At 57.5% G+C, this 22,890-nt stretch carries 19 protein-coding genes and 6 pseudogenes; 15 read left to right on the forward strand and 10 right to left on the reverse strand.

Annotation, left to right across the window (positions count from 1 at the left end; genetic code table 11):
* Window positions 1-124 precede the first annotated feature (124 nt).
* The 5 genes from ET810_RS00895 to ET810_RS00915 are packed head-to-tail and all read left to right on the forward strand — an operon-like array spanning window position 125 to window position 4,540.
* Window positions 125-805, forward strand: a complete 681-nt coding sequence (locus ET810_RS00895) for a ComEA family DNA-binding protein (RefSeq protein ID WP_087454926.1) — start codon at window positions 125-127, stop codon at window positions 803-805.
* A complete protein-coding gene (locus ET810_RS00900) occupies window positions 802-2,481 on the forward strand; it encodes a ComEC/Rec2 family competence protein (RefSeq protein WP_134316293.1) in 1,680 nt (559 codons plus the stop codon). Before ET810_RS00895 ends, ET810_RS00900 begins: the two co-directional genes overlap by 4 nt.
* Window positions 2,482-2,528: 47 nt before the next feature.
* Window positions 2,529-3,491 (forward strand): DNA polymerase III subunit delta, encoded by a 963-nt coding sequence (holA, locus tag ET810_RS00905; protein WP_087454924.1) that lies wholly within the window; start codon window positions 2,529-2,531, stop codon window positions 3,489-3,491.
* 10 nt (window positions 3,492-3,501) lie between these two features.
* Entirely contained in the window at window positions 3,502-3,903 is a 402-nt protein-coding gene (locus tag ET810_RS00910; RefSeq protein ID WP_087454925.1) for an ankyrin repeat domain-containing protein, read from the forward strand.
* On the forward strand, window positions 3,893-4,540 hold the full coding sequence (locus ET810_RS00915) for a LysE family translocator (protein WP_087454380.1): 648 nt from the start codon (window positions 3,893-3,895) through the stop codon (window positions 4,538-4,540). Before ET810_RS00910 ends, ET810_RS00915 begins: the two co-directional genes overlap by 11 nt.
* A gap of 98 nt (window positions 4,541-4,638) precedes the next feature.
* On the opposite strand, the gene rpsT is transcribed toward ET810_RS00915, so the two are convergent.
* Both rpsT and ET810_RS00925 read right to left on the reverse strand, forming a co-directional pair.
* The gene (rpsT, locus tag ET810_RS00920) at window positions 4,639-4,902 is read right to left on the reverse strand and encodes a 30S ribosomal protein S20 (RefSeq protein ID WP_023636099.1); all 264 of its coding nucleotides are present in this window, start codon (window positions 4,900-4,902) and stop codon (window positions 4,639-4,641) included.
* A gap of 284 nt (window positions 4,903-5,186) precedes the next feature.
* Window positions 5,187-5,741, reverse strand: coding sequence for a type II toxin-antitoxin system PemK/MazF family toxin (locus ET810_RS00925; RefSeq protein WP_087454379.1), 555 nt, complete (start codon window positions 5,739-5,741; stop codon window positions 5,187-5,189).
* A 195-nt stretch (window positions 5,742-5,936) separates the two neighbouring features.
* On the opposite strand from ET810_RS00925, the gene lepA reads away from it, so the two are divergent.
* The 7 genes and pseudogenes from lepA to ET810_RS00960 all read left to right on the forward strand — a co-directional run bounded on the left by lepA (window position 5,937) and on the right by ET810_RS00960 (window position 14,429).
* On the forward strand, window positions 5,937-7,784 hold the full coding sequence (gene lepA / locus ET810_RS00930) for a translation elongation factor 4 (protein ID WP_134316292.1): 1,848 nt from the start codon (window positions 5,937-5,939) through the stop codon (window positions 7,782-7,784).
* A gap of 218 nt (window positions 7,785-8,002) precedes the next feature.
* The gene (locus tag ET810_RS00935; protein ID WP_225870268.1) at window positions 8,003-8,473 is read left to right on the forward strand and encodes a hypothetical protein; all 471 of its coding nucleotides are present in this window, start codon (window positions 8,003-8,005) and stop codon (window positions 8,471-8,473) included.
* 131 nt (window positions 8,474-8,604) lie between these two features.
* Window positions 8,605-9,233 (forward strand): annotated as a pseudogene (locus tag ET810_RS00940) (ATP-binding cassette domain-containing protein).
* A complete protein-coding gene (locus tag ET810_RS00945; protein ID WP_134316291.1) occupies window positions 9,230-9,937 on the forward strand; it encodes an ATP-binding cassette domain-containing protein in 708 nt (235 codons plus the stop codon). Before ET810_RS00940 ends, ET810_RS00945 begins: the two are co-directional and overlap by 4 nt.
* Window positions 9,934-11,182 (forward strand): annotated as a pseudogene (locus tag ET810_RS00950) (MFS transporter). Before ET810_RS00945 ends, ET810_RS00950 begins: the two are co-directional and overlap by 4 nt.
* Window positions 11,179-12,687 (forward strand): ABC transporter substrate-binding protein, encoded by a 1,509-nt coding sequence (locus ET810_RS00955; protein WP_087454376.1) that lies wholly within the window; start codon window positions 11,179-11,181, stop codon window positions 12,685-12,687. The pseudogene ET810_RS00950 and the gene ET810_RS00955 overlap by 4 nt, the downstream one beginning before the upstream one ends.
* A gap of 6 nt (window positions 12,688-12,693) precedes the next feature.
* Window positions 12,694-14,429: pseudogene (locus ET810_RS00960) on the forward strand (ABC transporter permease subunit).
* Here the strand turns inward: ET810_RS00960 and ET810_RS00965 are convergent.
* From ET810_RS00965 to ET810_RS12125, 4 genes are all read right to left on the reverse strand, one after another.
* Window positions 14,430-15,125: an ABC transporter ATP-binding protein gene (locus tag ET810_RS00965; protein ID WP_225870398.1), complete on the reverse strand. Its 696-nt coding sequence runs from the start codon at window positions 15,123-15,125 to the stop codon at window positions 14,430-14,432. It abuts the pseudogene before it with no gap.
* A gap of 21 nt (window positions 15,126-15,146) precedes the next feature.
* Window positions 15,147-15,758 (reverse strand): FtsX-like permease family protein, encoded by a 612-nt coding sequence (locus tag ET810_RS12225; protein WP_225870269.1) that lies wholly within the window; start codon window positions 15,756-15,758, stop codon window positions 15,147-15,149.
* A 66-nt stretch (window positions 15,759-15,824) separates the two neighbouring features.
* The gene (locus ET810_RS12120) at window positions 15,825-16,031 is read right to left on the reverse strand and encodes a hypothetical protein (RefSeq protein WP_193432997.1); all 207 of its coding nucleotides are present in this window, start codon (window positions 16,029-16,031) and stop codon (window positions 15,825-15,827) included.
* 62 nt (window positions 16,032-16,093) lie between these two features.
* Window positions 16,094-16,546, reverse strand: a complete 453-nt coding sequence (locus ET810_RS12125; protein WP_194085557.1) for an FtsX-like permease family protein — start codon at window positions 16,544-16,546, stop codon at window positions 16,094-16,096.
* Window positions 16,547-17,023: 477 nt separating this feature from the next.
* On the opposite strand from ET810_RS12125, the pseudogene ET810_RS00975 reads away from it, so the two are divergent.
* A pseudogene (locus ET810_RS00975) lies at window positions 17,024-18,345 on the forward strand (YeeE/YedE thiosulfate transporter family protein).
* Here the strand turns inward: ET810_RS00975 and ET810_RS00980 are convergent.
* The gene (locus ET810_RS00980; protein WP_087454375.1) at window positions 18,342-19,040 is read right to left on the reverse strand and encodes a YggS family pyridoxal phosphate-dependent enzyme; all 699 of its coding nucleotides are present in this window, start codon (window positions 19,038-19,040) and stop codon (window positions 18,342-18,344) included. The pseudogene ET810_RS00975 and the gene ET810_RS00980 overlap by 4 nt on opposite strands.
* A 9-nt stretch (window positions 19,041-19,049) precedes the next feature.
* A complete protein-coding gene (locus ET810_RS11920) occupies window positions 19,050-19,196 on the reverse strand; it encodes a hypothetical protein (protein WP_166741038.1) in 147 nt (48 codons plus the stop codon).
* On the opposite strand from ET810_RS11920, the pseudogene ET810_RS00985 reads away from it, so the two are divergent.
* A pseudogene (locus ET810_RS00985) lies at window positions 19,186-20,454 on the forward strand (alpha/beta fold hydrolase). The gene ET810_RS11920 and the pseudogene ET810_RS00985 overlap by 11 nt on opposite strands.
* A gap of 29 nt (window positions 20,455-20,483) precedes the next feature.
* Complete coding sequence (locus ET810_RS12955; protein ID WP_256219704.1) at window positions 20,484-20,618, forward strand: hypothetical protein; 135 nt, start codon at window positions 20,484-20,486, stop codon at window positions 20,616-20,618.
* Here ET810_RS12955 and ET810_RS12155 read toward each other — a convergent pair.
* Together ET810_RS12155 and ET810_RS01000 are read right to left on the reverse strand one after the other, a co-directional pair.
* Window positions 20,610-22,042: pseudogene (locus ET810_RS12155) on the reverse strand (ATP-binding cassette domain-containing protein). The gene ET810_RS12955 and the pseudogene ET810_RS12155 overlap by 9 nt on opposite strands.
* On the reverse strand, window positions 22,039-22,890 hold the full coding sequence (locus tag ET810_RS01000; protein ID WP_134315983.1) for an ABC transporter permease: 852 nt from the start codon (window positions 22,888-22,890) through the stop codon (window positions 22,039-22,041). Before ET810_RS01000 ends, ET810_RS12155 begins: the two are co-directional and overlap by 4 nt.

The raw sequence follows: 22,890 nt of genomic DNA on the forward strand, positions 1-22,890 counted from the left end.
ATCCACAGCGAGAGGGGGTGGTGAAGCGTTATCCACAGGCAGAGGCGCTTCTCACGCTAGGCAGTGGCAGTCCATAGCGCCCGGAGTTTAGTGTGACCCCATGAAGCGGGTGCAGAAAAAGGCTATGGGGAGGCTGCGCGAGCTCACACGTCCGACGGGGACTGAAGACGTGATGGATGTGGATTTTCCCCACGGGGTTCGATGGGAGATCAGTAAAAAGCACGCAGTGATATGGGCAATCGTTCTGATCGTGGCGGTAGGAGCGATAACGCTAGCTCGCGGTGGGGGACCCACGGCTACCGACAAAGCGCTCAAACCTGCGGATCTTGCTGCAGAGACCCATATCCATCAACAAAGCGTGACTACGACAGCAGAGACGACGGTCGTGGTTGCCGTGGTCGGGGCGGTGGAAAAATCGGGGCTTTATACTCTGCCTGCCGGGGCACGTGTCGCGGATGCCCTCCGGTTGGCCGCACCATATCCTGACTCGGATGTGCGTTCCTTGAATCAGGCACAAAAGCTTGTCGACGGCACCCAAATCAGCGTTCCCGGCGCCGGCGAGCCGCACGCCGCGGTAGCACCTAATGCAGCTGGGGCATCTTCGCAAGAGGGAGGGAAAACATCTCTGAACAGCGCAACAGCGGAACAACTGGCTCAGCTTCCTGGCGTCGGTGGGAAAACCGCCGAGGCGATCATCTCGCACCGCCAACGAATCGGCGGGTTTAAAGATATTGGTCAGTTGAAAGACGTCAAGGGGATAGGTCCCAGGAAATTTGAGGCCTTATCGGGGAATGTGATGTTATGACAGAGCTTCGGCTAGTTCCCACTGCAGTCGTGGTGTGGCTGTGCACGTTAGCTGTGTTGTGGAGCCGAACCCCGTGGTGGGGGTTGATCATCGCAGGTATAGGAGCTGTAGCGGTGGTGCGGTGGGATCGCGGGCAGGCGATTGCTGTGGCCGCTGGAGGGGCGTCGATAAGCATAGGGTGCTGGCTGCGGGTCATCGCGGCAGACACTGCACAGTTTGGTAGGGAAATCACTGCGAAGGTGAGTACTACTGTGCAAGAAGTGCGTTCCGGTTGGTTGTTTCGCGCGCATGTTCCGGGGTTTCCCGAGCCAATACCAGTGTTGCTACGAAAGCCAGTAGCAGGATTAACTCCGGGAACGGACATAACCATGACTGGCACAGTGACAACGAGCCGTTCTGTGGGGTTGGGGCGGAGGTTTTTCTTTGCCGACGACATCACAGTGACAGTGACACATGGCCCAGACGGAATACATGCGATAAGTGCCCTTCTGCGCACTCGCTTTAATGAACGCGTGGCGGCGCTCACTGATTCGCCGTCGCAGGGCCTGGTACCCGCCATGGTAATGGGGGACACGTCGCTGCAAACGTCGGAAGAAAAGCAGGAGTATATTGCGACCGGCCTTGCACACCTTTCCGCTGTGAGCTGGGGAAACGTCACTATTCTCATCACCACCGTTATGTCACTTTTGGCAGCATGCGGTTGTAGCCCGCGCGTGCGTAGATGGGCTGCAGGCAGTGCGCTTGTGGCTTTCGTCTGCGTTGTTGGCCCAGAGCCTTCCGTGTTAAGGGCCTCTGTCATGGGAGGCGGGGGTCTTATCGCGGCGATGAATGCGTCAAGAACCCCACCGATTCACGCTCTGTGTCTCGCTGTGGTCTGCCTCCTCCTCTGGGAACCCGGGCTAGCGGCGCACTATGGTTTCGCTCTTTCTGTAGGAGCGACTGCTGGGATTATCACTCTGCACCCCCTGATCTACCGGCCTCTGGCACGCGCCAGTCTCCAGCGACAACGAACACAATTGGGTATCCCTGACATTATTTTGCGGTCGATAGCGGTTGCGATCGCCGCAGAACTCGTGACCGTCCCACTCGTAGCCATGATGGCAGGTCGTATTTCTTTGGTGTCAGTCCCCGCCAACGTTATCGCCGCACCTGTCGTGCCTCTCATTACCGTGATCGGCCTTGCAACCGTCGCACTCGTGTGGATTCCTCCCTTCGATTGGCCGGCGATTCAGCTTCCTGATCTCCTCGCCAGCTGGATCGGCCTGGTCGCCCACACCTGCGCTTCCTGGCGAGGCTCAACGTTAGGCGTACCCCTGCCAGAATCCACGCTGCTTGGCACCTGCTGGGTGATCGTGGTTGCGCTATGGGCTTTGTTGGCTTTCCACTCTCACAAGGCGTGGCCGCTGGGCATTGCGCTGCTCGTTGCCGGGCCTTTTGTCGTACACACCCCACGCGAAGTCGATTACCGCACCTTAAGCATCGTCGTAGTGGAAACCTCCGCCGACGCTGAGACCGCTCCCACCGGCGTTGACTTGATCGTGGTCAAAGAAAAAACAAAACCACCCAAACGGCCCGTGATGCGTCTCGACGGCACGCCTGTCCTCTTTCCCCACGGGGACGGAAACGTGGCTGTGCTTATCGACGGCACCCAGAAAGCCTCCGACGGACGCTTCTGAGGAACAGTGCCCGCCTCTATGGCACTATTGTCTGCGTGGGTACAACAGTGGGACCGGTCCATCTTGTTCTTGGCGACGACGAATTTCTAGCCGAACGCGCACGTCTGCGCGTCATCGACAGCATCAAAGCTCAAGCCGGCGACGACATCACCGTGTCTTCTCTCCGGGCCGGTGAAGTCAACCAATCGGAACTCATCGACTTATTGAGCCCCTCCCTGTTCGGCGAAGACCGAATCATCGTGCTGAACAAAGTCGAAGAAGCCGGCAAAGAACCAACCCAGCTCATTCTCTCTGCTGCCGTCGACCCCGGGCCCGGCATATACATGATCATCGTGCACTCCGGTGGCGGCCGGCAAAAAGCGACGATCCCCAAATTCAAAAAAATCGCTGAGGTTCATGAGGCCAACAAACTCAAACCCAGCGAACGCATCCCGTGGGTAAACGCAGAGTTTCGTGCACACGGAATTCGTCCCACGCCTGACGTCGTTCATGCGCTTCTAGAAGGCGTGGGCTCTAATCTACGAGAGCTGGCATCCGCGATTAGCCAGCTGATAGCGGATAACAATGGCGAGATAACTGCCGCGAAGGTCCGTGATTACTACGTAGGAGTTGCCGAAGTCTCCGGGTTCGACGTGGCAGACCTGGCATGCTCAGGGCAAACGCAGCGAGCAGTGGCGAGCGCGCGCCGGGCATTGCAATTGGGGGTTAGCCCTGTGGCGCTGGCGGCGGCATTGAGTTACAAGATCGGCGGAATCGCAAGGCTCTACTCCGCCCGCGGCCGGATTGACTCTGCGGGGCTTGCTCGCCAATTAGGTATGGCGCCTTTTGTGGTTGAAAAGACGGCTAAAGTCGCGCGCGCATGGAATGGCGATGCAATTAGCCAAGCAGTCATTCTCATGGCTGACCTTGATGCGAGCCTCAAAGGACATGGCCCCAACGGGACCCTAGGCGGCGACCCGGATTTCGAAATAGAGAATGCAATCCGGCGCATCTCTGAGCTGGCCCGCTAAAATATTGACCGTGAATGACAAATCTGTACCCGAAGACGTCCAAGAGCTGGCATCCAAGCTTTTCGACATGGCCCGCAACGGCGACACCACCAATCTCGCCGCCTACATCGACAACGGCGTAGACCCCAACCTCACCAACCAAGACGGCAACAGCCTGCTGATGCTCGCTGCATACGCCGGGCATCATGAGACACTCGACGCCCTTATCTCCCGTGGAGCAAACGTCAACCAGCTCAATGGTCGCGGGCAGTCACCTCTTGCGGGTGCCGTGTTCAAACAGGATATGACGGTGGTGGAAAAGCTACTCAACGCCGGCGCATTTCCCCACGAAGGGCATCCGAATGCCATCGACACTGCCCGGATGTTCGGATTAGACGAGCTAGCCGCCACGCTTTCCCAACATGGAGCTTAGCCAGCTCGGGACCTTGGTCGTCATCAGCCTGGTCGGCATGGTGACACCTGGATCCGATATCTTTTTTGTCACCCGTCTGGCCACCAAGTCGCGTCGACACGCGTACGCCGCGGTGTGCGGCATTACGATTGGCGTTACGATCTGGCTTACGTTGACCGTGTTTGGTGCGACTGCGTTATTGACTGCTTATCCAGCTATTTTGAGCACGATTCAGCTGGTAGGTGGCCTGTGGATTTTGTGGATGGGAAGCCGGTTGCTGTTGTCGGCGCGGGCGCAGTTTCGCGATGGTGGGGTTACGGTGGCCGCGAATCTTGATTCCCTCGTGGGGACTCCGGCGAGTTGTCTCCGACAGGGATTTTTCACAAATTTGTCTAACCCCAAGATTATTCTTTACCTTGCGGCGATTATTGCTCCGTTTCTCCCCTCGGAGCCAAGCATCGGCACGGCGCTGTTGGTCATTGTGACGCTGGTGGTGTGTACATTCGGCGGCTTTATGCTTCTGGCTACCGTGATTAGTACTAACGCGATGCGGGTGAAGCTGCTCAAGGCTGGCCCATGGATAGACCTGGGCGCTGGCCTTTTCTTTATTTTTGCGGGTTGCGGTTTGGTCTTTACCGGAGCGACTTCGTTGTTCTGACCAAAGCAGCGTGCACCGTCCTCTGTGTTCCCCACGAGTAAGCGCCCGGTATCGTGAAGCAAAACTCCAGATACCGGGCGCTTACTCGTGCGTAAGACTTAAGCCATCTTGTTCAGCGCGTGAGCCATGTTGGACTTCTTGTTTGCCGCGTTGTTGCGGTGGAAGACGCCCTTGGACACGGACTTGTCCAGTGCGCGGGATGCGACGCGAAGCTGGGTCTCAGCTGCGGTCTTGTCGCCGGCAGCGACAGCCTCACGGAACTTGCGGATCTCGGTGCGAACAGCGGAACGAATGGTCTTGTTACGCAGACGAGCCTTCTCGTTGGTGAGAACGCGCTTTTTCTGGGACTTGATGTTTGCCATGGCAATACCTCTTAATTTTCTGTTGAGCCTTTTGTTGGATTGCGGTGAGCTGACACGCGGAACGCGCTAGCTGAGCTGTTCTCGCTATGAAAGCGGACCCAAGGTCCTGACCGCCTTGCGGGAACATCCACCAAAAGGACATTAATGGACAACGAGCGGAAATTTTACCAGCTCGTGGGGGCGGGAACAAACTATTGTGGTCGTGTTGAGAAGGCTAGGGGTGAGGATGCACTTATAAAAAGCTGCCGTGGTGGAAGTCAGTGGTCAGTTATAGGTTTTCCGTGTTATTCCCAGCCGAATTCCCCACGAAGGCGGTTGGCGATGCGATCAAAGCGCCTAGACGGCATGACCGCCCCTGAGCGTCGAATATCGGCTTCTGGCACGGAGACGACTTTGTCTAGCCGTACCCAGCTTTGTCGCCCGGCTTCATCCCAGGGGCCGGCGCCGATGTCGAGCCAGTGGTCGTCGTTGTTGTGCGTCGGGTTGGGGGAGATGAGCAGACCGAGAACTTTGGGGCCATGGCGCCCTACGACCACGATGGAGCGTTCGCGGAGTTTCTTGGGGGAGTTGTCGCTGGGGGCCCAGAACCATACGACCTCTCCGGGGTCGACTTGTCCGTCCATGTTGGGGGCATAGAAGATGGTGCGCGCGCATTCGCCGGAGGGGCGTACTTTGCAGGAGACGATATCCATCCGGTGGAAGCGTCGGTGTTCGTGGTCGAGTCCGATTCGGTCGTTAAGTCTGTCCAGGCCGCGATCGAGTGGGATAGTGGATTCGCGTGTGAGTATGGCTGCGAGTCTGCTTAGCCAGCGCATCTTCACTAGGTCTTTCATGCCCATGCTCCCATACCCTAGCCCTCGCGTAGTGAGTTTGCATGTGTTGTGTAGTTTTGGGGACTTTTGTGGGGGCTGTCGCGTTACGCTTTTGTGTGTGGGGGTGGGCTGCTGAGATGCTAACGCTGCATTGTTCGAGTGTGGCGTGGGTCGGGTAGTGTTAGGGAGAATTCACAAGGAAAGGTACGAGTAGTAACGCCCATGGCCGATAAATTCGCGGAGACGACGTTTACGGATCCCTCGCAGATTCGAAACTTCTGTATCATCGCTCACATTGACCACGGTAAGTCCACCTTGGCGGACCGAATTTTGCAGCTGTCCAATGTTGTCGACGCCCGGGACATGCGTGACCAGTATCTGGACAACATGGATATCGAACGTGAGCGTGGCATCACCATCAAGGCGCAGAACGTGCGTTTGCCGTGGGTTCCGCGTTCTGGCGCGTTTGCCGATCAGCAGATTGTCATGCAGATGATCGACACCCCCGGCCACGTGGACTTTACCTACGAGGTTTCCCGCGCACTTGAGGCCTGCGAGGGCGCGATTTTGCTTGTCGACGCCGCCCAGGGGATTGAAGCCCAAACGCTTGCGAACCTTTATCTAGCTATGGAAAAAGACCTGGAAATCATTCCAGTCTTGAACAAGATAGACCTACCCGCTGCCGACCCCGAGAAATACTCGTTGGAGATAGCCAACATCATCGGCTGCGAGCCTGAGGACGTCTTGAGGGTTTCCGGTAAGACCGGTGAAGGTGTGGCGGAGCTCCTGGACAAGGTTGCCGAGCTGGTTCCGGCCCCCGCTACTGATTTTGGCTCGGAAGCACCCGCCCGCGCGATGATTTTCGACTCGGTCTATGACATCTACCGGGGCGTCGTCACCTACATTCGTATGATCGACGGCAAGCTGACCCCGCGCCAAAAGATTCAGATGATGTCTACCGGCGCAGTCCACGAGTTGCTGGAAATCGGCATCGTTTCCCCCACGCCTAAGAAATGTAAAGGTCTGGGCCCTGGCGAGGTGGGGTACCTGATCACCGGTGTGAAGGACGTGCGCCAGTCCAAGGTGGGCGACACCGTTACGTGGGCCGTCCACGGGGCAGAAGAGCCGTTGCAGGGGTACGAAGAACCGCGTCCCATGGTCTACTCCGGTCTTTTCCCGATTTCCCAGGCTGATTTCCCGGATCTGCGCGATGCTCTGGAAAAACTACAACTTAACGACGCCTCCCTCACCTACGAGCCGGAAACCTCCGTGGCTCTGGGCTTTGGCTTCCGGTGCGGCTTCCTCGGACTTCTGCACATGGAGATCACCCGTGATCGCCTGCAGCGTGAGTTTGACCTCGACCTGATCTCCACGGCACCGTCGGTAAACTACCGCGTGGTCGCCGAAGACGGTGCAGAAACCCGGGTTCATAACCCTTCAGATTGGCCTGCCGGAAAACTGCGTGAGGTTTATGAACCGATCGTGAAGACCACCATCATTGTTCCCTCAGATTTTGTGGGCACCACCATGGAGCTGTGCCAGACTAAGCGCGGAATCATGGGAGGAATGGATTATCTCTCCGAAGACCGCGTGGAGCTGCGCTACACCATGCCGTTGGGCGAGATCATCTTTGACTTCTTTGATCAGCTCAAGTCTCGTACTAAGGGCTACGCCTCCCTCAACTACGAGGAATCAGGTGAACAGATGGCAGACCTGGTCAAGGTAGACATCCTCCTGCAAGGCGAGCCGGTCGACGCATTCTCCGCCATCGTTCACCGAGATAACGCTCAGTGGTACGGCAACAAGATGACCAAGAAGCTCAAGGAACTCATCCCTCGCCAGCAATTCGAGGTCCCCGTGCAGGCAGCAATTGGCTCCAAAGTGATCGCCCGCGAAAATATCCGAGCCCTGCGTAAAGACGTCCTCGCCAAATGCTACGGCGGCGATATTTCGCGTAAGCGCAAGCTGCTGGAGAAGCAGAAGGCCGGTAAGAAGCGCATGAAGAACATCGGCTCGGTGTCCGTGCCGCAAGAAGCCTTCGTGGCAGCTTTGTCCACGGACGAGGGATAAACACCGCCTGTAACACACACGAGTTCTCCCGATACCATACCCCCTGTATCGGGAGAACTCGTTTATTATTCCCCACGGGGATAGTTTTTGAATCTATGGACATAGGATCACTAGCGGAATGGGCGGGAGCTTTGAGCGGCCTCGCGGCGCTGTTCGTCGCGGTTCAGGCGAATCGGCAGTCGAGAAAATCTGAAAAGTATGCCTGAGAGACAGAAAGCTTGAGCGTTGAACTCAATAGGCATATTCGTGAGGAACAACGACAAACCGAGCTTGCTATGCACAAGCGCGAGCAAGAGCGGGATCACCGAGATATGGAACGCGATCGTCGTCTGATCGCAGGGGGATTACAGGCCTGGTGGTCCTACCGTGACCAACAAGACACATGCCAGCAGTGGGGCCTTGTTGTATCCAATGAAGGCTCGCAGGTATCGATCTTCTACAACGTACAGATCGACGTAGAGGTTCAGGGAATCACCACCCGACCTTTGTGCATAAAAGTACTTCCACCAGGTCGTTATTTTGCTATCAATAGGTTTGAGCAGGGATGGGAGCTTCCGGAGGAATGTGGGTCTTCGCAGACACACGCGCTGTTATCGAGTACCAGGCATCAAGTAGTGAGGATTAGCTTTCAGGATTCCTTGGGAAAGCGCTGGGTGTGGAATCCTCAGGAAGGCCTGAATCCGGGTTAGGTGCACACCTGTGTCTGTGCTAAGCTAGCCGGCGGCAGAACTATTGAAAAGCGAAATACGTTCAATAGCGTCGGTGCGCCGTTGACGGGTCGCGCCGGGAAATAACCGCCCAGGCCCGTGAGGAGTAGATCGTGGAACGCGACCCCGCTGAGCCGATCGTTAGTGTACGGAGTCTCACCATAGCAACAGCGTCTGGTACGACGCTGCTGAGCGTGGATAAGCTTGATATTTTTTTGGCGACAAAATCGCGATCACTGGTCGCAGCGGCTCAGGAAAAACTATGTTGTTGCGTGCGTTGTGTGGGGCGACGACGCCGGGAATCGTCGTCACAGGTGAGATCACACGCGCACGACGCACGGCGCTGATCATGCAGGATTCTTTGGGCTCGCTTAATCCGTTGGTGCGCTGCGATAAACAGGTGCGGCTCATGGCAACGTCCAACCAGGTGGCAGAGCGAGCTTTGGCTAACTGCGGTATCACCAGTGAGCTGGGACATCGCTATCCATTGGAGTTATCGGGCGGTCAGCGCCAGCGCGTGGCGATCGCGGGAGCTCTTGCGTCGCACCCCGAGCTTTTGCTTGCCGACGAGCCCACCTCAGAACTCGATCCCATAGCCACCCTTGCTGTGATCGACGCATTGGACGCATTCCATGAGGCCACGGGCGGCGCAGTAGTGATCTCCACCCATTCGCGGGGAGTTGCTAGGCGATTAGGCACCCGGCAGTTGCATGTTGCCGACGGAAAGGTGACACAGCTATGACCAGACGCGTTCTTGTAAAATTTTGCGAGGCTACCGTGGCTGGGCGCGTCGAAAAGCTATCTTTTGAGGTGAATGCGGGCGCGAAACTCGGAGTCATCGGCCCCTCGGGTGCCGGCAAAACCACGCTGATTTCCCTCATCACAAAAATGATCGCCCCGGATTCCGGCAGCGTGAGCGTCGACGCGGCAGTGGTGGGCTACATTCCTCAAGATCCTGGTTCCTCACTGTGCCCACGGATGACAGTGGCCGAGTGCATCATCGAACCGCAAGTGATTCGGCTTCGTGGGCAGGAGGGGAGCGCGGAAAAACTCAACCACCTCCGTGGGGAAATACCCGGTCTTCTGCAGGCGCTTGGGCTGGACCCGGCGGTAGCACAACGCAAGCCCAGGCAGCTCTCTGGCGGGCAGCGGCAACGCGTGGCGATCACCCGTGCGCTGCTGGGATCTCCTGAACTCGTGATCGCGGACGAGGCCTTTTCGGCCTTGGACGGCGAGACCGCGCGGCTATTGCAGGCGCTGCTCTTGGAATCCGATGCAACAGTTATCTTTGTCTCCCACAATGTTGCCGCGCTGCGCGCCACGTGCAGCCAGCTTCTTGTGATGGTCGGTGGAACAGCGCGCTATGTCGGGCCAGCCGATCACATAAAAACAACCGACCCTGAAGTACAGGTATTTCTCCGCGCTGCTTTGGAGCTTGACCAGTGAAACTAACCAATCTTCCTATCCATATCTCTACGCTGCTTGTCACTCAGATGCTCTTTAACATCGGGTTTTACTTAGTGGTGCCGTTTATTGCAGTTCAGCTTTCAGAAAACCTTGGGGCTGCGGGAGCCGTGGTTGGCCTGGTTTTGGGGATTCGTACCTTTAGTCAACAAGGGCTGTTCTTCCTAGGCGGCGGGCTGGTAGATAAATGGGGCGCTGGTCCCATTTTGCTGGTGGGCGTTGCCATCCGGGTGCTGGGCTTTATCACCGTGGGCATGGCGACGGGTGTGGGGTCGATGACGCTCGGCGTGGTGCTCATTGGTTTTGCAGCAGCATTGTTCTCCCCGGCAGTGGAATCCATTTTTGCCTCTGAAGGCTTCACGCTGGAAAAACAGGGCGTGATTACGCGCGCACGGTTGTTTGCCCTAGACGCGTCCTATTCCCGGGTGGGCTCGTTAACAGGGCCTTTGCTGGGAGCGTTGCTGATCCCCCTCGGATTTTCCACCGTCTCGTTTGCCGGCGCCGCCATCTTCGCTGGCATCTTTGTGATGCACGCGTTGCTATGGCGCCGGTGGAACAAGAACCCAATTCCCCACGGGGAGAGTGCACCTTTGGGGATGGTCGCAGTATGGGCGAGCGTGATCACCAACAAAAAGTTCGTGGTCTTTGCGATTTTATATTCCACGTATCTGCTCGCATACAACCAACAGTATCTTTCGCTGCCGGTGGAGCTTCGGCGCGCTGCTGGCTCGGATAGCTCATTGGGCTGGTTTTTTACAGGCGCTGCGATTTTTGTGATCGCGCTGCAAACGAGTGTGACCCGCTGGGCTGAAAAGCAGCCTACCAAGGTGGTCTTAGGCGGCGGCTTTGGCCTCATGGCTGCGAGCTTTGCCGTGGTTGGTGCAGCGTCAGGGATAGACATACACGGCTGGGCAGCGTACCTGCCAGCCGTGATCATGATGGTGCTGCTGCATACCGGAATTATGATCGCGGTCCCGATAGCCCGAGATCTTGTTGGCGACCTAGCCAGCAACGAGAACCTGGGCTCTTACTACGGGTTCCTTAACGGCTTCGGCGGCTTGGCAGTTCTGCTGGGTTCTGTGGCCGTGGGGGCGACTCTGGACAAAGCGGAAATCACTCAGCCGGCGGGCCGCAATCCCGTGGCTGACTATGACTGCGCTGCTTGCCGTCTCGGCGGTGGGGCTTGCCAAACTTAAAGAACAAAAGAAAGTAGACGTTCAACAATGAAAATGAAGAAACTCGGATTGGCAGTTGCCACCTTGACCGTTGCCGCGACTCTGTCTGGCTGTTTCACCAACTCAGGTTCTGACTCCGCCGACGGACAGACCTTGCGCGTTGCGCTGCAGTTCAAGCCCGTCGCTGGTTTCTCCCTGTTCTCTGACGATTCCGTGCTTAACCTGCGTATGGGTGTCGCGGAGACCCTGGTCACCCTTGACCAGAACGCCAAGCTCAAGCCAGTACTCGCTGAGAAGTGGGAGATGAAAGACGACCGCACTGCTGTGCTTAGCCTGCGTCAGGGCGTGACCTTCCACGATGGAAGCAAACTCGATGCAAAAGCCGTGAAAAATGCCCTTGAACACGCTCTTTCTGCAGCTACCCGACCAAAAGGCCTGGGCAAAGCAGACCTGAAAGTCGAGGCCACCGGCGAGCATGAGGTGACCGTCACGTCGCCTAAGGCTGACCCCATCTTGGTTCAGCGTTTCTCTGACCCCGGCACCGCCATCCTCGCGGAGGCCGCATATCAGGGGGAGAATCCCGACCCATTTGCCCACGGGACGGGGCCCTTCAAGCTGGTCAAGAAAGAAACCGACGGTTCCGTCACCGCTGAGGCCTTTGGCGACTACTGGAACGGCAAGCCCAAGACCTCCGCTCTAAAAGTCTCCTTCATTGAAGACGGCGCAGCTCGCGCCAATGCTTTCCGTGCTGGTGACCTTGACGTGGTCAAGGGCGTCCCTGTGGTCTCGCTGCCAGAGCTTTCCGACGCTCACATCACCGACGTTCACCTCCCACGCGCCGTGCTGCTGCACCTCAACGCTGAAAAGGGCGTGTTCGCAGACGCTCACCTGCGCGCTGCTGTCGCGGGCGCCATCAAGACAGAACCCATCGTGGAGAAAATCTACGAGGGTAAAGCCAATAAGACGCAAGGCTCTCTCTTCAACCAGGACACCGAGTGGGCTGCAGCTCAGAAGGCTAAGCCGCTTGCATCGGAGGCTCCTAAGGCCGACGCGAATCTCGGGGCAGGCAAGACTGTTCGCCTAGCCACCTGGGACTCTCGCGCCGAGCTCCCCGAAACCGCGAATCTCATCGCCGACCAGCTTCGTGCTTTGGGCTTTAACGTGGAGATCACGGTCGCCGACTATGCCTCCCTGGAAAAGCAGCTTCTCGACGGCTCCTTTGACGCCATCATCGGATCCCGCAACTACATGTCTGGTGCTGGTGACCCCCTCGCATTCCTAGAGACCGATTTCTCCTGCGAGGGTTCTTACAACCTGTCGCGCCTCTGCGACCCGAAGATCGACAAGGACATTGCCGACGCTAAGGGCGAGAAAGATCTCAACACTCGCCTCCAGAGCGCCGCATCCATCGGCGCAGACGTGGTATCCACCGGAGCCGTCGTCCCGCTGGCCCACGAGCAACTACTGGTCGCTTCCAAAAATGTAGAGGGCCTGTCCACCGACCCCATGGAACGTTCCCTCATCACAGAAAAGACGGAACTTTCCGCTAAGAAGTAACCCCACATGAGATCGCCTCGCTTTCGCGCACGCACGCTCACCACGGTGGGCATTGCCGTAACAACATATCTGCTAGCCCTCGTAGCCACCGCCTTATTGCCGTGGTTTACCGGGCGCGAGCCGGCTTTCGCCGTCCTCCGAGCCCGCGAACGCGAACGCGAGGCAACTCCCGAATTACTCCAAGCGATCCGGGAGGAATTCGATCTTCCGCAGACTCCGTGGGAATCGGTGTTGCGGTGGTTTGCCGGCCTCTTCCGTGGGGAATTTGGGGTTTCAACCCTGCGCAGGATGCATGGCAGCAGGCCACCCACGGATTAGGAATTACCGCCACCCTCACTTTTGCCTCCACGATGCTGTGTTTGGTGGTGGCCCTCATGATCGTGGGGCCGCGCCTGGCCGGGGCCGCTCGCGGTAAAAGCGCCGGGGCGGCAGCGCCCCAGGTGTTGGCAGCGCTGGCGGCGCTTCCAGACTTTGTTGTCGCTGTGATCGTGTTGTGGTTTTTTCCTTGACTCTGCACGTGTTACCCGTGGGCGGGTGGTCGTCGCCGGCACATATGGTGTTGCCGTCGTTAGCCCTGGGGGTATGCGCCGGCGGTGTCTATGGGCGAGTGCTGTTGATTTCATCTGATTCCGCGATGCAAGAAACGTGGGTGGAATCCTGGCGGATTAATGGCGTGGCACATTCTCGTATTGTCCGCCAGCTACTGTGGCGTTCATTGGTACCCACGATTCCTCTGCTCACCCTTTTCTTCGCCGGTACTCTTGCGAGCACTGCAGCCGTCGAGGTCACCTTTAACATTCCTGGCTTTGGTCGCACCGTGGTGGAATCCGCATTGAGTTCCGATCTTCCTGTGTTGCAAGCTGCAGTGTTTGTGGTGCTTGTTGTCGGCGCAGTGAGCGGCATCGTGGCGAATTGGCTGCGTCGCTTCATCTTGCGACGTCTGGAAAGCGACGTGGCTGGGGTGTCGTTAGGCACCGGCGTGAACGCAGGAACCAGCGCGGTGTTCGATCGCATCAGCCTTGCTGTGGCGCTGCTTCCGCTTATCGCAGTGGGCGTTGGCGTTGTGCACAGCGGTGCGATTAACACCGACGACCGTTTTTCCGGGTATTCCCTTAGCCATCCGCTGGGTGCAGATCAGCTTGGCCGCGACATCTGGGCCAGGCTTGCCGACGGCTTTGCCTATTCCATAGGAGTCGCCATCGCAGTGACCGCCGCCTGTGCACTCATCGGGCTGATCGCTGGGCATATGGGGTCGTGGGTGCTGCACATCGGCGATGCTCTCAACGCTTTTCCCGCCGTCCTCCTCGGCCTCATTCTGGCTGGTGTTAGGTCCTTCCACCACCACGGCTGCCGTTGCAGTGCTATCCGTTGGATGGATTCCGCTGGCCTCTCACTGCGCAGCGGTGGTGCAAGAGGCCAAAGCCAGCGGGCATTATCGTTTCGCTGCAACGATGGGAGCCACCCGATGGCATCTGCTGCGCCACCATGTTGTGCCGTGGACTGCGCCGGCAGTAATCCGCCACTCCGTGGGGAGAATCGCTCACAATGCGATCTCGCTGGCGGCATTGGGATACTTAGGCGTGGGGGCCAGCGTCGGAAGCCCTGATTGGGGCGTGATCCTGGAAGAATCTACGCGTTATCTAGAACGCGCCCCGTGGATGGCACTCGGGCCGATGGTGTGCCTCGTGTGCTTGGGGGTTGTGGCGGCTGTGGCAACCGATACTTTTGAGCGGAAGCGGTGATCACACGCCTTTATCCGCTGTCTGCCCATGAATGCGCGCAAAAAGCTCGGCAGAAGAGGGCGCGTTGAGGACGGCACTGTTGTGCCCGTTTTCCAGGACGATAACGCGATCGGCGGAAGCCGCAATGTCGAGATCATGGGTGACCATGGCTAAAGATGTGCCTGCCGACGTGACCCCGCGGAGCAGATCCATCACGGTGGAACTTGAAGTTACGTCGAGAGAACCTGTGGGCTCATCGGCGAAGAGCAGGGGTGGACGACGCAGCAGGGATCTCGCGATGGCAACACGCTGGCGCTGCCCGCCAGAAAGCTGGTGAGGGTGCTTTTTGCCGATGCCTGGCATCCCCACTTGCTCCAATACGTTATCGACCTTCTTTTTGCTCACTCTTTTCCCTGCCAGCTGCGAAGGGAGCCGTACGTTATCTGAGACATTGAGCGCACTAATCAGATTGAGATCTTGGAAAATAAAGCTCATCGTGGCGCGCCGAATACTGGCCAGCTGCGCCCGAGACGCGCCAGCGACGTCATGCTCGCCGAGACGTATGCGGTCTTCGTCAGCTTGGTGCAAACCGCAGAGGCAATACAACAGCGTCGATTTTCCGGAGCCGGACTTACCAACGATTGCGACGAACTCGCCAGGGTAGGCGTCTACATCGACGCCGCGTAGGACGTCGATACGCTGCGAGCCTGAGCGCAACGAGAAGGGGCCTATTCACGATTACTTACTCCCTATGACGATAGATACTGAATTCTTGCGTGCGCCCCTGGCCGCGATGACCAGCAGCATAATGAGCAGCAACACAATCCCAAGCACAATCACAGCCACTGGTTGCCACCCCGGGGCAGTGAAGGAAGCGACCGGGACGGGGCCGCTTTTAAGAGCAAAGACCATAGCAACCTCGTTGACCGCAACAATGATGCAGGCGCACACTAGCGCAGTTATACCGTACACAACGGATTCCGTTATCGCTTTGGAATACATCATCGGTGGAGTTGCCCCAGAGACCAACAACAGGGCGTTATCCTCGGAACGCTGGTTATACGTTGCAAAGACAACCGCAGCTGCCGAGACACATGCAACCACAATTGGACCACCCAAAAGAAGCGCCATCTGCTCAGGAGGCGCAGACACCGAATCCTCAGCACCATAACCTTGCGTGAAGACCGCTGTGAGTTTTCCTACCCACATGGTCATCACACCAACCGCAGCGGCAGCCAAACTGACTGGCATGACCAAAGAACGCGTAAGCGGTGGGCGAGCGGAGGCCTCCCGGGTGGCCAAAAACCATGCATTGGACTTCACCGGAATGAACCGAAGCAGTGAGATCACCGGAGGAATGACAGCCCCGCCTAGCATTGCGAAAACAAAGCAAAGCAAAATTCCCATACCTGGGTACTACGTAAGGAAATTTCCTACGGATTGAGCCGAATCTGGTTCCGGCGCGCGAGACAAAGCCACATAGAGGCTTAACACCCCGAGTATCAGGATGACTCCTTCCAACGCAGCGATGATGCGTCGAACACGAGATTTTGTTTCCCCGTGGGGAAACCCGGCTGAAGATGAGAAGGCGTGAACAAGGTTGGACTGGACAACCTTAAGCACACTGCGGATACCTGTGACCACATTTACTGCCGCGGTAAGCGAGACCCCTATGACAAGGGCAATCAAAGGTAGCGGGGCAGTAAGGACATCGCTCTGCGGAAGACCACTATAGAAGCCACGAAAGCGGCGTACGCGGGCCACACGGCGATAGCCACAAGGGCTCCGATCACCGCTGATAGCGCGCTCACTAAGAGGACCTCAAGGAGCAAAATACTAAAAGCGGCCTTTGGCATAACTCCCACGATCTGCCAAAGCGCGACATGCCGTTGTTGCAACCGGATACAAATACCGACCACCAGAACAAAAGAAGCAAAACCGGTAAGAGCAGTAAAACCAAGTGCCACGCCGCCCATAGCGATAAATGCCTGTTGCGCTTTACCATCGGCTGCCACCCCAGCTGCAACAAGCCCGATATTGAGAGAAAGGACAACAGACAAAGCGATGGAAGAGATAAATAATGCAATCCAGGTGGTCGAAGACCGAACTACAGAACGAACAATGAGTTTCCCGAGCATGTAATTCCATCCTGCTTTGGCGATTGATCAACTTTAAGGGCTGTGGAGGGAGGGGTACATCTGAAAATTTCTAGAAATAGGACTACCAAAATACATTAGAGAAATTTCAGCGTTTCATAAGTTAAGGATATATATCTAAAAAGGATAAAGGAAGATGTGAGGGGTGCTTTGCTGAATAGGGGGTGCAACATTGTCGCTTTTGAGAACGCTAAAAATTGTGTCCTGGGGTTTTGTAGGGTGTGTACGCGCTAGCGTTCTCAAAAACGACAAACAGGTGAGGGAAAGGGGATGGAACTCGGCAAAGGGGAGGAGAACGCTGCACAGTTTCCCCACGGGGTTAAAGCTGAATTTTAAAAAATCGCAGCAAACCCCTATTTATTCAAAATAGACAGAATTGTCTTTAAAATCCTTGTAGTTCTAGACGGATAGGTCTACCGTGTGTGGGGTACGCAACCCAGACCAAAGGAATATCCCCTCATGATTGCAACAGGTCTTCTCCTTGGCGCAGTGCTCGGCGTTGTTTTACAGCGTGGTCGCTTCTGTGTCACCGGAATGCTCAGAGACATTTATCTTTTAAAAACGTGGCGTGGCTTTGTGGCGCTTCTTATTGTGATTTCCGTGCACGCGGTGGGCTTATCAGCGCTACGCACGCTCGGCGTCATCACCACTCCAGTGGATGCGTTCGCGCCTCTTGCTGTTGTTGTAGGTGGCTTTATTTTCGGTATCGGCATCGTGTTGGCCGGTGGCTGTGCTTCTGGGACGTGGTATCGCTCAGGGGAAGGATTGGTCGGATCCTGGTTTGCGCTGCTTTTCTATGGCATATCGGCTGCTGCGATGAAGACCGGAATTCTCCACGGGGGAGCGACCTGGCTCAAGGGATTTACCATTAACGCAACCACCATCCCTGATACGTTTGGGCTCTCCCCGTGGTGGTTCGCGATTGGGCTTTCGCTGCTTACGGCATATTCGGTGTGGTATTACCGCAGTAAAGACGGGGTGAGTGTGGCTACGCTGGGGCGCACCGGATGGAAGCGCCCGCTGAGCCTGAACACGGCTGGTCTCCTCGTGGGGATTCTCGGGGTGCTTGCCTGGCCGCTGTCGGCTGCTACTGGACGTAACGACGGCCTAGGCATCACCACCCCAACAGCGCACTTGACTAGCTGGCTCACCACGGGCGATGCAAAATTCCTGAATTGGGGGACGCTGCTTGTTGTGGGAATCCTTGTAGGGTCGTTTGCTTCGGCAAAGGCCACGGGTGAGTTTCGGGTGCGGGTGCCGGATGCGACGACCTCGATACGCTCGATCGCAGGCGGCACACTCATGGGCATAGATGCGGCGCTTGCCGGCGGATGCACCGTGGCAATGGCATGGTACAGACCAGTCTGTTTAGTTATCAGGGGTGGGTGGCGCTGCTGTTTATCGGCCTAGGAGTTGCTGCTACCGCGAAGGTATGGCTCAAGCCTACGCAGAAAACTCGCGTGAACAGCGCCTTTGAGGTGGCGCCGGCGGGGGTGAAGGTGGGCGTCGATAAGCAAGGATTGCGCGCAGTCGCACCGGGCGCATACGTTATAGACACGCTGGGCGCGGTGTGCCCGTTCCCTCTTATCGACGCAAAAACCGCCATCAACCAGCTCAGCGACGGGGAAGCGCTCGTCATTGACTTCGACTGCACCCAAGCCACCGAAACCATTCCACGATGGGCCGCCGACGACGGTCACGCCGTCACCGATTTCCATGAGGTCGGCAGCGCCGGATGGCAGATCACCGTGGTGAAACACGGCGCCCTCCTGCGCACCTAACCCAGATATTCCCCACGGGGGCCAAACAGCGCGCTGCCTACCCGCACGCTCGTTGCGCCCTCCTCGATTGCCCATTCAAAGTCGCCGGACATGCCCATCGACAATTCGGTTGCGGTGGGGAAGTCCGGCTGGAGGGCATCGTGAAGTTCGCGCAGCTGAACAAACGACGACCTCACAATGGCTTCCTCGGGGGAATTCTGAGCCATCGTCATTAGTCCTCGTACGTGGAGGCGGTCATAGTCGGCTAGCTGCCCTAAAAACTTCGCAGCCTCGGCCGGAGCAATGCCACCTTTCTGAACCTCTCCGGAGGTATTGACCTGTACAAATACTTCTAACGTGCGGTCTGCGGTCTCTAGCCTTCGCTGCAACGCCTCCGCCAGGCGTATCGAATCCAACGCATGGAACTCCTGCGCCCACGCCGCCACCTCCTTGGCCTTATTGCGCTGCAGCCGGCCAATCGCGCACCACGTCACCCCCGACACCTCGCTGGCCTTAGCCGAAAGCTCCTGTGGCCTATTTTCTCCCAGCACCGTCATCCCCGCCGCCACTGCATCTCGTACGGTTGCCACCGGGTGAGTCTTGGTCACCGCGATAAGACGGACCTCTGCGGCGTCGCGGCCGGCGCGCTCGGCAGAATTGGCGATTCTTTCCAGGACGGCCTCGTGGGCGAGGCGGAGAGCTTCCACGTTTTCCATGCCCCAATCCTATCGTGGGGAAATAGAGATCTTGGTGCACAGGTGCGGGCCAGGCGCGAGTCCTGCGCGGGTGCGGGGCATGCGGTTCATGTGGTTCATGCGGTTTGGAGGTGCACGGCGAGGAATAAGGGTGCCTGCGAATACGATGGGTGCCATGAAGACCCGTTACCTTGGATGCACAGTTTATGAACACACCCTGGAGGTCCCTTGGGATCCGCAGAACCCGGAACTGGGGACGTTTGAGCTCTTTGCTCGCGAGTTAGTGCCCGCTGGGGAGAACACTATCCGGCCTTTTGTATCTCCAAGGAGGAACCGGTTTTCCGGCCCCGCGCCCGATTTCTATCAGTGGCGTGATCAAGGAAGCTCTGAAGACACATCGCGTGATTCTTTTAGATCAACGTGGAACCGGTCGTTCGCATCGCATCGATTGCGACACCCTCGGCACAGACGCAGACAAACTGCACCTTTTGCGCCAAGAATTTATCGTCCATGATGCAGAGGCATTGCGTAAAGCTTTGGGAATCTCCGCATGGACTCTGTACGGACAAAGCTTCGGCGGATTCTGCATTACTTCTTATCTTTCCCTGTACCCAGAATCGGTTGACAAATCCTATATCACTGGTGTTCTTCCAGCCCTTGAAGCTCACGTGGACGATGTGTATCGTGCCACCTACGCAGCCATCGCACGCCGCAGCGAGGAATTCTATAGCCAATTCCCGTGGGTTGAAGCGCGCATCAGGGAAATCTGCCATCACCTTGATAACTCCGACGAGAAACTCCCCACGGGGGAGCGGCTTAGCTCAAGAAGGTTCCGCACCATCGGCATTACTCTCGGCAGGTCGGCGGGATTCTATTCCTTGGGTATCTCCTTGAGAGTCCGTTTCAGAAAAACGGAGAGAAGAAACTCAGAACTGATGTCCTGGCAGAAATTGGTGCACAGGTCAGTTTTGCGAGTGCCCCGCTCTACGCCGCGATCCACGAGTCAATTTATGGCGGGATTGGCGGGTCGCAGACGGCGTGGTCCGCCCACCGCCTCCGTGGGGAAATAGAGGGGTTTGCGCAAGATGTTGATCCACGGTCTGCGGAGAAGTTTTATCTCACCGGCGAGCACATTTATCCGTGGCAGTTCGAGGAGGATCCGGCCCTGGTTCCGTTTACTCAGGCTGCGCAGGACTTGGCCATGCGTCGGTGGGATGCGTCACCGTATCGCCCGGAAGCGCTGACGCAGAGCCCCGTCGCAGCCGCGTGCGTGTACGTCGACGATGCGTTTGTGCCCTATGAGTATTCGCTGCACACCGCGGATAAGCTTTGCGACGCCCGCCTCCACATCACCAACCAGTATCAGCACGACGGCATCCACTGGGCTGGCGAGGAAATCCTGGCGCTTCTCAAAAACAAGGTTGCGGATCACTAATGTGAGCCCCGTGGTTTACACTCATTCTCATGAATAATCCCGTTGTTCTTTCCGCCCACGAAGTCGAGGCGTTTGATCAGCTGGCCCACGTGGTAGGAGGGCTTAACTATTCTGAGGAACACATTCTTGATCCCAGCGTGTTGCTGTATATAACGTCATCCTAAGTGGGGGATCGCCGCCAAGAGTTGCTTGGTGTATTCGGCCTTGGGATTGGCAAACACCTCGTCCACAGGGCCGGCCTCCACGATACGACCTTCGTGCATCACCACCACAGAGGAGCACACGGAGCGGATCACGTTGAGGTCGTGGGAGACAAACAAGAGGGTGAGATGGCGCTCGTGAACCAGCCGGTCTATGAGGGCGAGGACCTTCTTTCTTACTGAGACGTCGAGGGCTGAGACGGGCTCATCGGCAAGCAGAATATCCGGTGACGCAATCAGCGCGCGAGCTATAGAAATGCGCTGGCGCTGCCCGCCCGAGAACTCGTGGGGAAAACGGTCGAGAATCTCCCCACTGAGGCCTACTTCTTCTAAAACCTCAACGATGCGCTCGTCGCTGGCACGCGGGAGCGGCTCGGCGACGATCTCGCGGATGGTCATGCGGGGATCCAGAGACCGCATGGGGTCTTGAAAGACCATCTTTTTGGTGCCGGAGACGGAGATGCTGCCTGACGTGGGGCGTATGAGTCCCGCGATCATTTTCAACAGCGTTGTCTTCCCCGAGCCCGAGCCGCCCACGATTCCGACTCTTTCCCCACGGGAGACGTGGAGATCAATGCCATCGACCGCTTTGTGGCGTCGATAATGCTTGTCGACGCCCCGCGCCCGCACCATGGACTCATCAGTAATCATGGCGGGCGGGCGGGAGGGAGCTGGGAGGCGTCGATAAGCGTGCGCGTATAAGAGTGCGCAGGGGAGTGGAGAACCTGCTCTACGGTTCCTTCCTCGATGACTGCGCCGCCTTGTATCACCAGAATGCGTTGGCACGTGGCGGCCACCAGACCCAGATCATGAGTGATAAAGAGCAGGCCAGTTCCGCGCTCGGCGACAAGACGCAAAATCAGGTCGACAATCGCCTTTTGAGAAGTCACGTCTAACGCAGTTGTTGGCTCATCGCACATCAACACGTCGGGGTCGTGGGCCAGGGCCATGGCAATCAATACGCGTTGACGCTGCCCGCCCGAGAGCTCGTGGGGAAAACGCTTGCCGAGTGCAGGGTCGAGTTCCACGCTCGACAGCAGCTCCGCAACCTTCCCCCGTGGGGAAACAGAATGAACTTTGAGCACCTGAGCGATCTGCTTATCCACTCGCATAAGCGGGTCGAGAGCCGTCATGGGTTCCTGGAACACCATGGCAATTTTGCGACCCCGGATACGGCACATCGCTTTCTCCGACAGCGCCGTGAGCTCTTGTCCGTCGAGTCGAATGGAACCTGACGCGTTGATGAGTCGCATGATGGACAGCGCGGTCATCGTTTTGCCGGAGCCGGATTCCCCAATCAGTCCGACGCGCTCGCCGCGGTCGACTGCCAGAGCCACATCCTTCAGGATTCCCGCAGCAGTGAGATTGCGGACTTGGAGAAGCGTCATGATGAAGACTCCTTAGAAAAACCTGCGGAACGGCGCGCGGAACGGGGGTCGGTGAGATCGCGGAGGCCGTCGCCAAGCAAATTAAAGCCCAAAACGGTCAGCGCGATAGCCAGACCTGGCCACACAGCCAACAGCGGTGCGGTAGCCAGCGATGATTGCGCAGATTGCAGCATCCGACCCCAGCTAGGATCGGGCGGCGGAGTGCCAAGGCCTAGGAAGCTCAGGCCGGCTTCGGCAAGAATGGCGAGGGCAAAAGCCACCGACGCTTGCACCACCACCACACTCAAAATATTGGGAATCACGTGGCGCACTGCAATGCTCAATTCCCCACGGGAGGAGTCGCGGGCTGCAGCAACATAATCCTGCGCCATCACCTGCATCGTCGCCGCGCGCGCCACACGAGCAAAAGCCGGAATATTGGCCACTCCAATAGCCATCATTGCGGTCAACGTGGTGGCCGAAAACATCGCGATGGCCACAATCGCCAGAAGCAGGCCCGGAAACGCAAGCAGCAGATCTGCGCCGCGCATGATCACCGAATCTATCCAGCCGCGCCGCATCCCTGCCCACACGCCGAGCGGCACCCCCACGAGCGCTGCCACAGACACTGCGACAATCCCCGCGAGGAGAGTGATGCGAGATCCCACCATCACCTGCGACAACACATCTCTGCCATAGCGATCCGTGCCCAAAAGATGGCTTATCGACGGCCCCTCCAACCGCGACCCCGGCATAACCCGGAGCGGATCATAAGGCGTCCACACTAAGGAAACCAACGCAATAACAGCAACGACAATAACGATCCCCAGCCCGATCTTGCCGCCGAGCGAAAAACGACTACTACGCAT

This window comes from Corynebacterium silvaticum (assembly GCF_004382825.2).
GTDB classification, from domain to species: domain Bacteria; phylum Actinomycetota; class Actinomycetes; order Mycobacteriales; family Mycobacteriaceae; genus Corynebacterium; species Corynebacterium silvaticum.

Coding starts and splice junctions, on each gene's coding strand:
- ET810_RS00895 (WP_087454926.1), top strand. CDS start 125: ATGGGGAGGCTGCGCGAGCTCACACGTCCGACGGGGACTGAAGACGTG.
- ET810_RS00900 (WP_134316293.1), top strand. CDS start 802: ATGACAGAGCTTCGGCTAGTTCCCACTGCAGTCGTGGTGTGGCTGTGC.
- ET810_RS00915 (WP_087454380.1), top strand. CDS start 3,893: ATGGAGCTTAGCCAGCTCGGGACCTTGGTCGTCATCAGCCTGGTCGGC.
- rpsT (WP_023636099.1), bottom strand. CDS start 4,902: ATGGCAAACATCAAGTCCCAGAAAAAGCGCGTTCTCACCAACGAGAAG.
- ET810_RS00925 (WP_087454379.1), bottom strand. CDS start 5,741: ATGGGCATGAAAGACCTAGTGAAGATGCGCTGGCTAAGCAGACTCGCA.
- lepA (WP_134316292.1), top strand. CDS start 5,937: ATGGCCGATAAATTCGCGGAGACGACGTTTACGGATCCCTCGCAGATT.
- ET810_RS00945 (WP_134316291.1), top strand. CDS start 9,230: ATGACCAGACGCGTTCTTGTAAAATTTTGCGAGGCTACCGTGGCTGGG.
- ET810_RS00955 (WP_087454376.1), top strand. CDS start 11,179: ATGAAAATGAAGAAACTCGGATTGGCAGTTGCCACCTTGACCGTTGCC.
- ET810_RS12125 (WP_194085557.1), bottom strand. CDS start 16,546: ATGCTCGGGAAACTCATTGTTCGTTCTGTAGTTCGGTCTTCGACCACC.
- ET810_RS00980 (WP_087454375.1), bottom strand. CDS start 19,040: ATGGAAAACGTGGAAGCTCTCCGCCTCGCCCACGAGGCCGTCCTGGAA.
- ET810_RS11920 (WP_166741038.1), bottom strand. CDS start 19,196: ATGGCACCCATCGTATTCGCAGGCACCCTTATTCCTCGCCGTGCACCT.
- ET810_RS12955 (WP_256219704.1), top strand. CDS start 20,484: ATGAATAATCCCGTTGTTCTTTCCGCCCACGAAGTCGAGGCGTTTGAT.
- ET810_RS01000 (WP_134315983.1), bottom strand. CDS start 22,890: ATGCGTAGTAGTCGTTTTTCGCTCGGCGGCAAGATCGGGCTGGGGATC.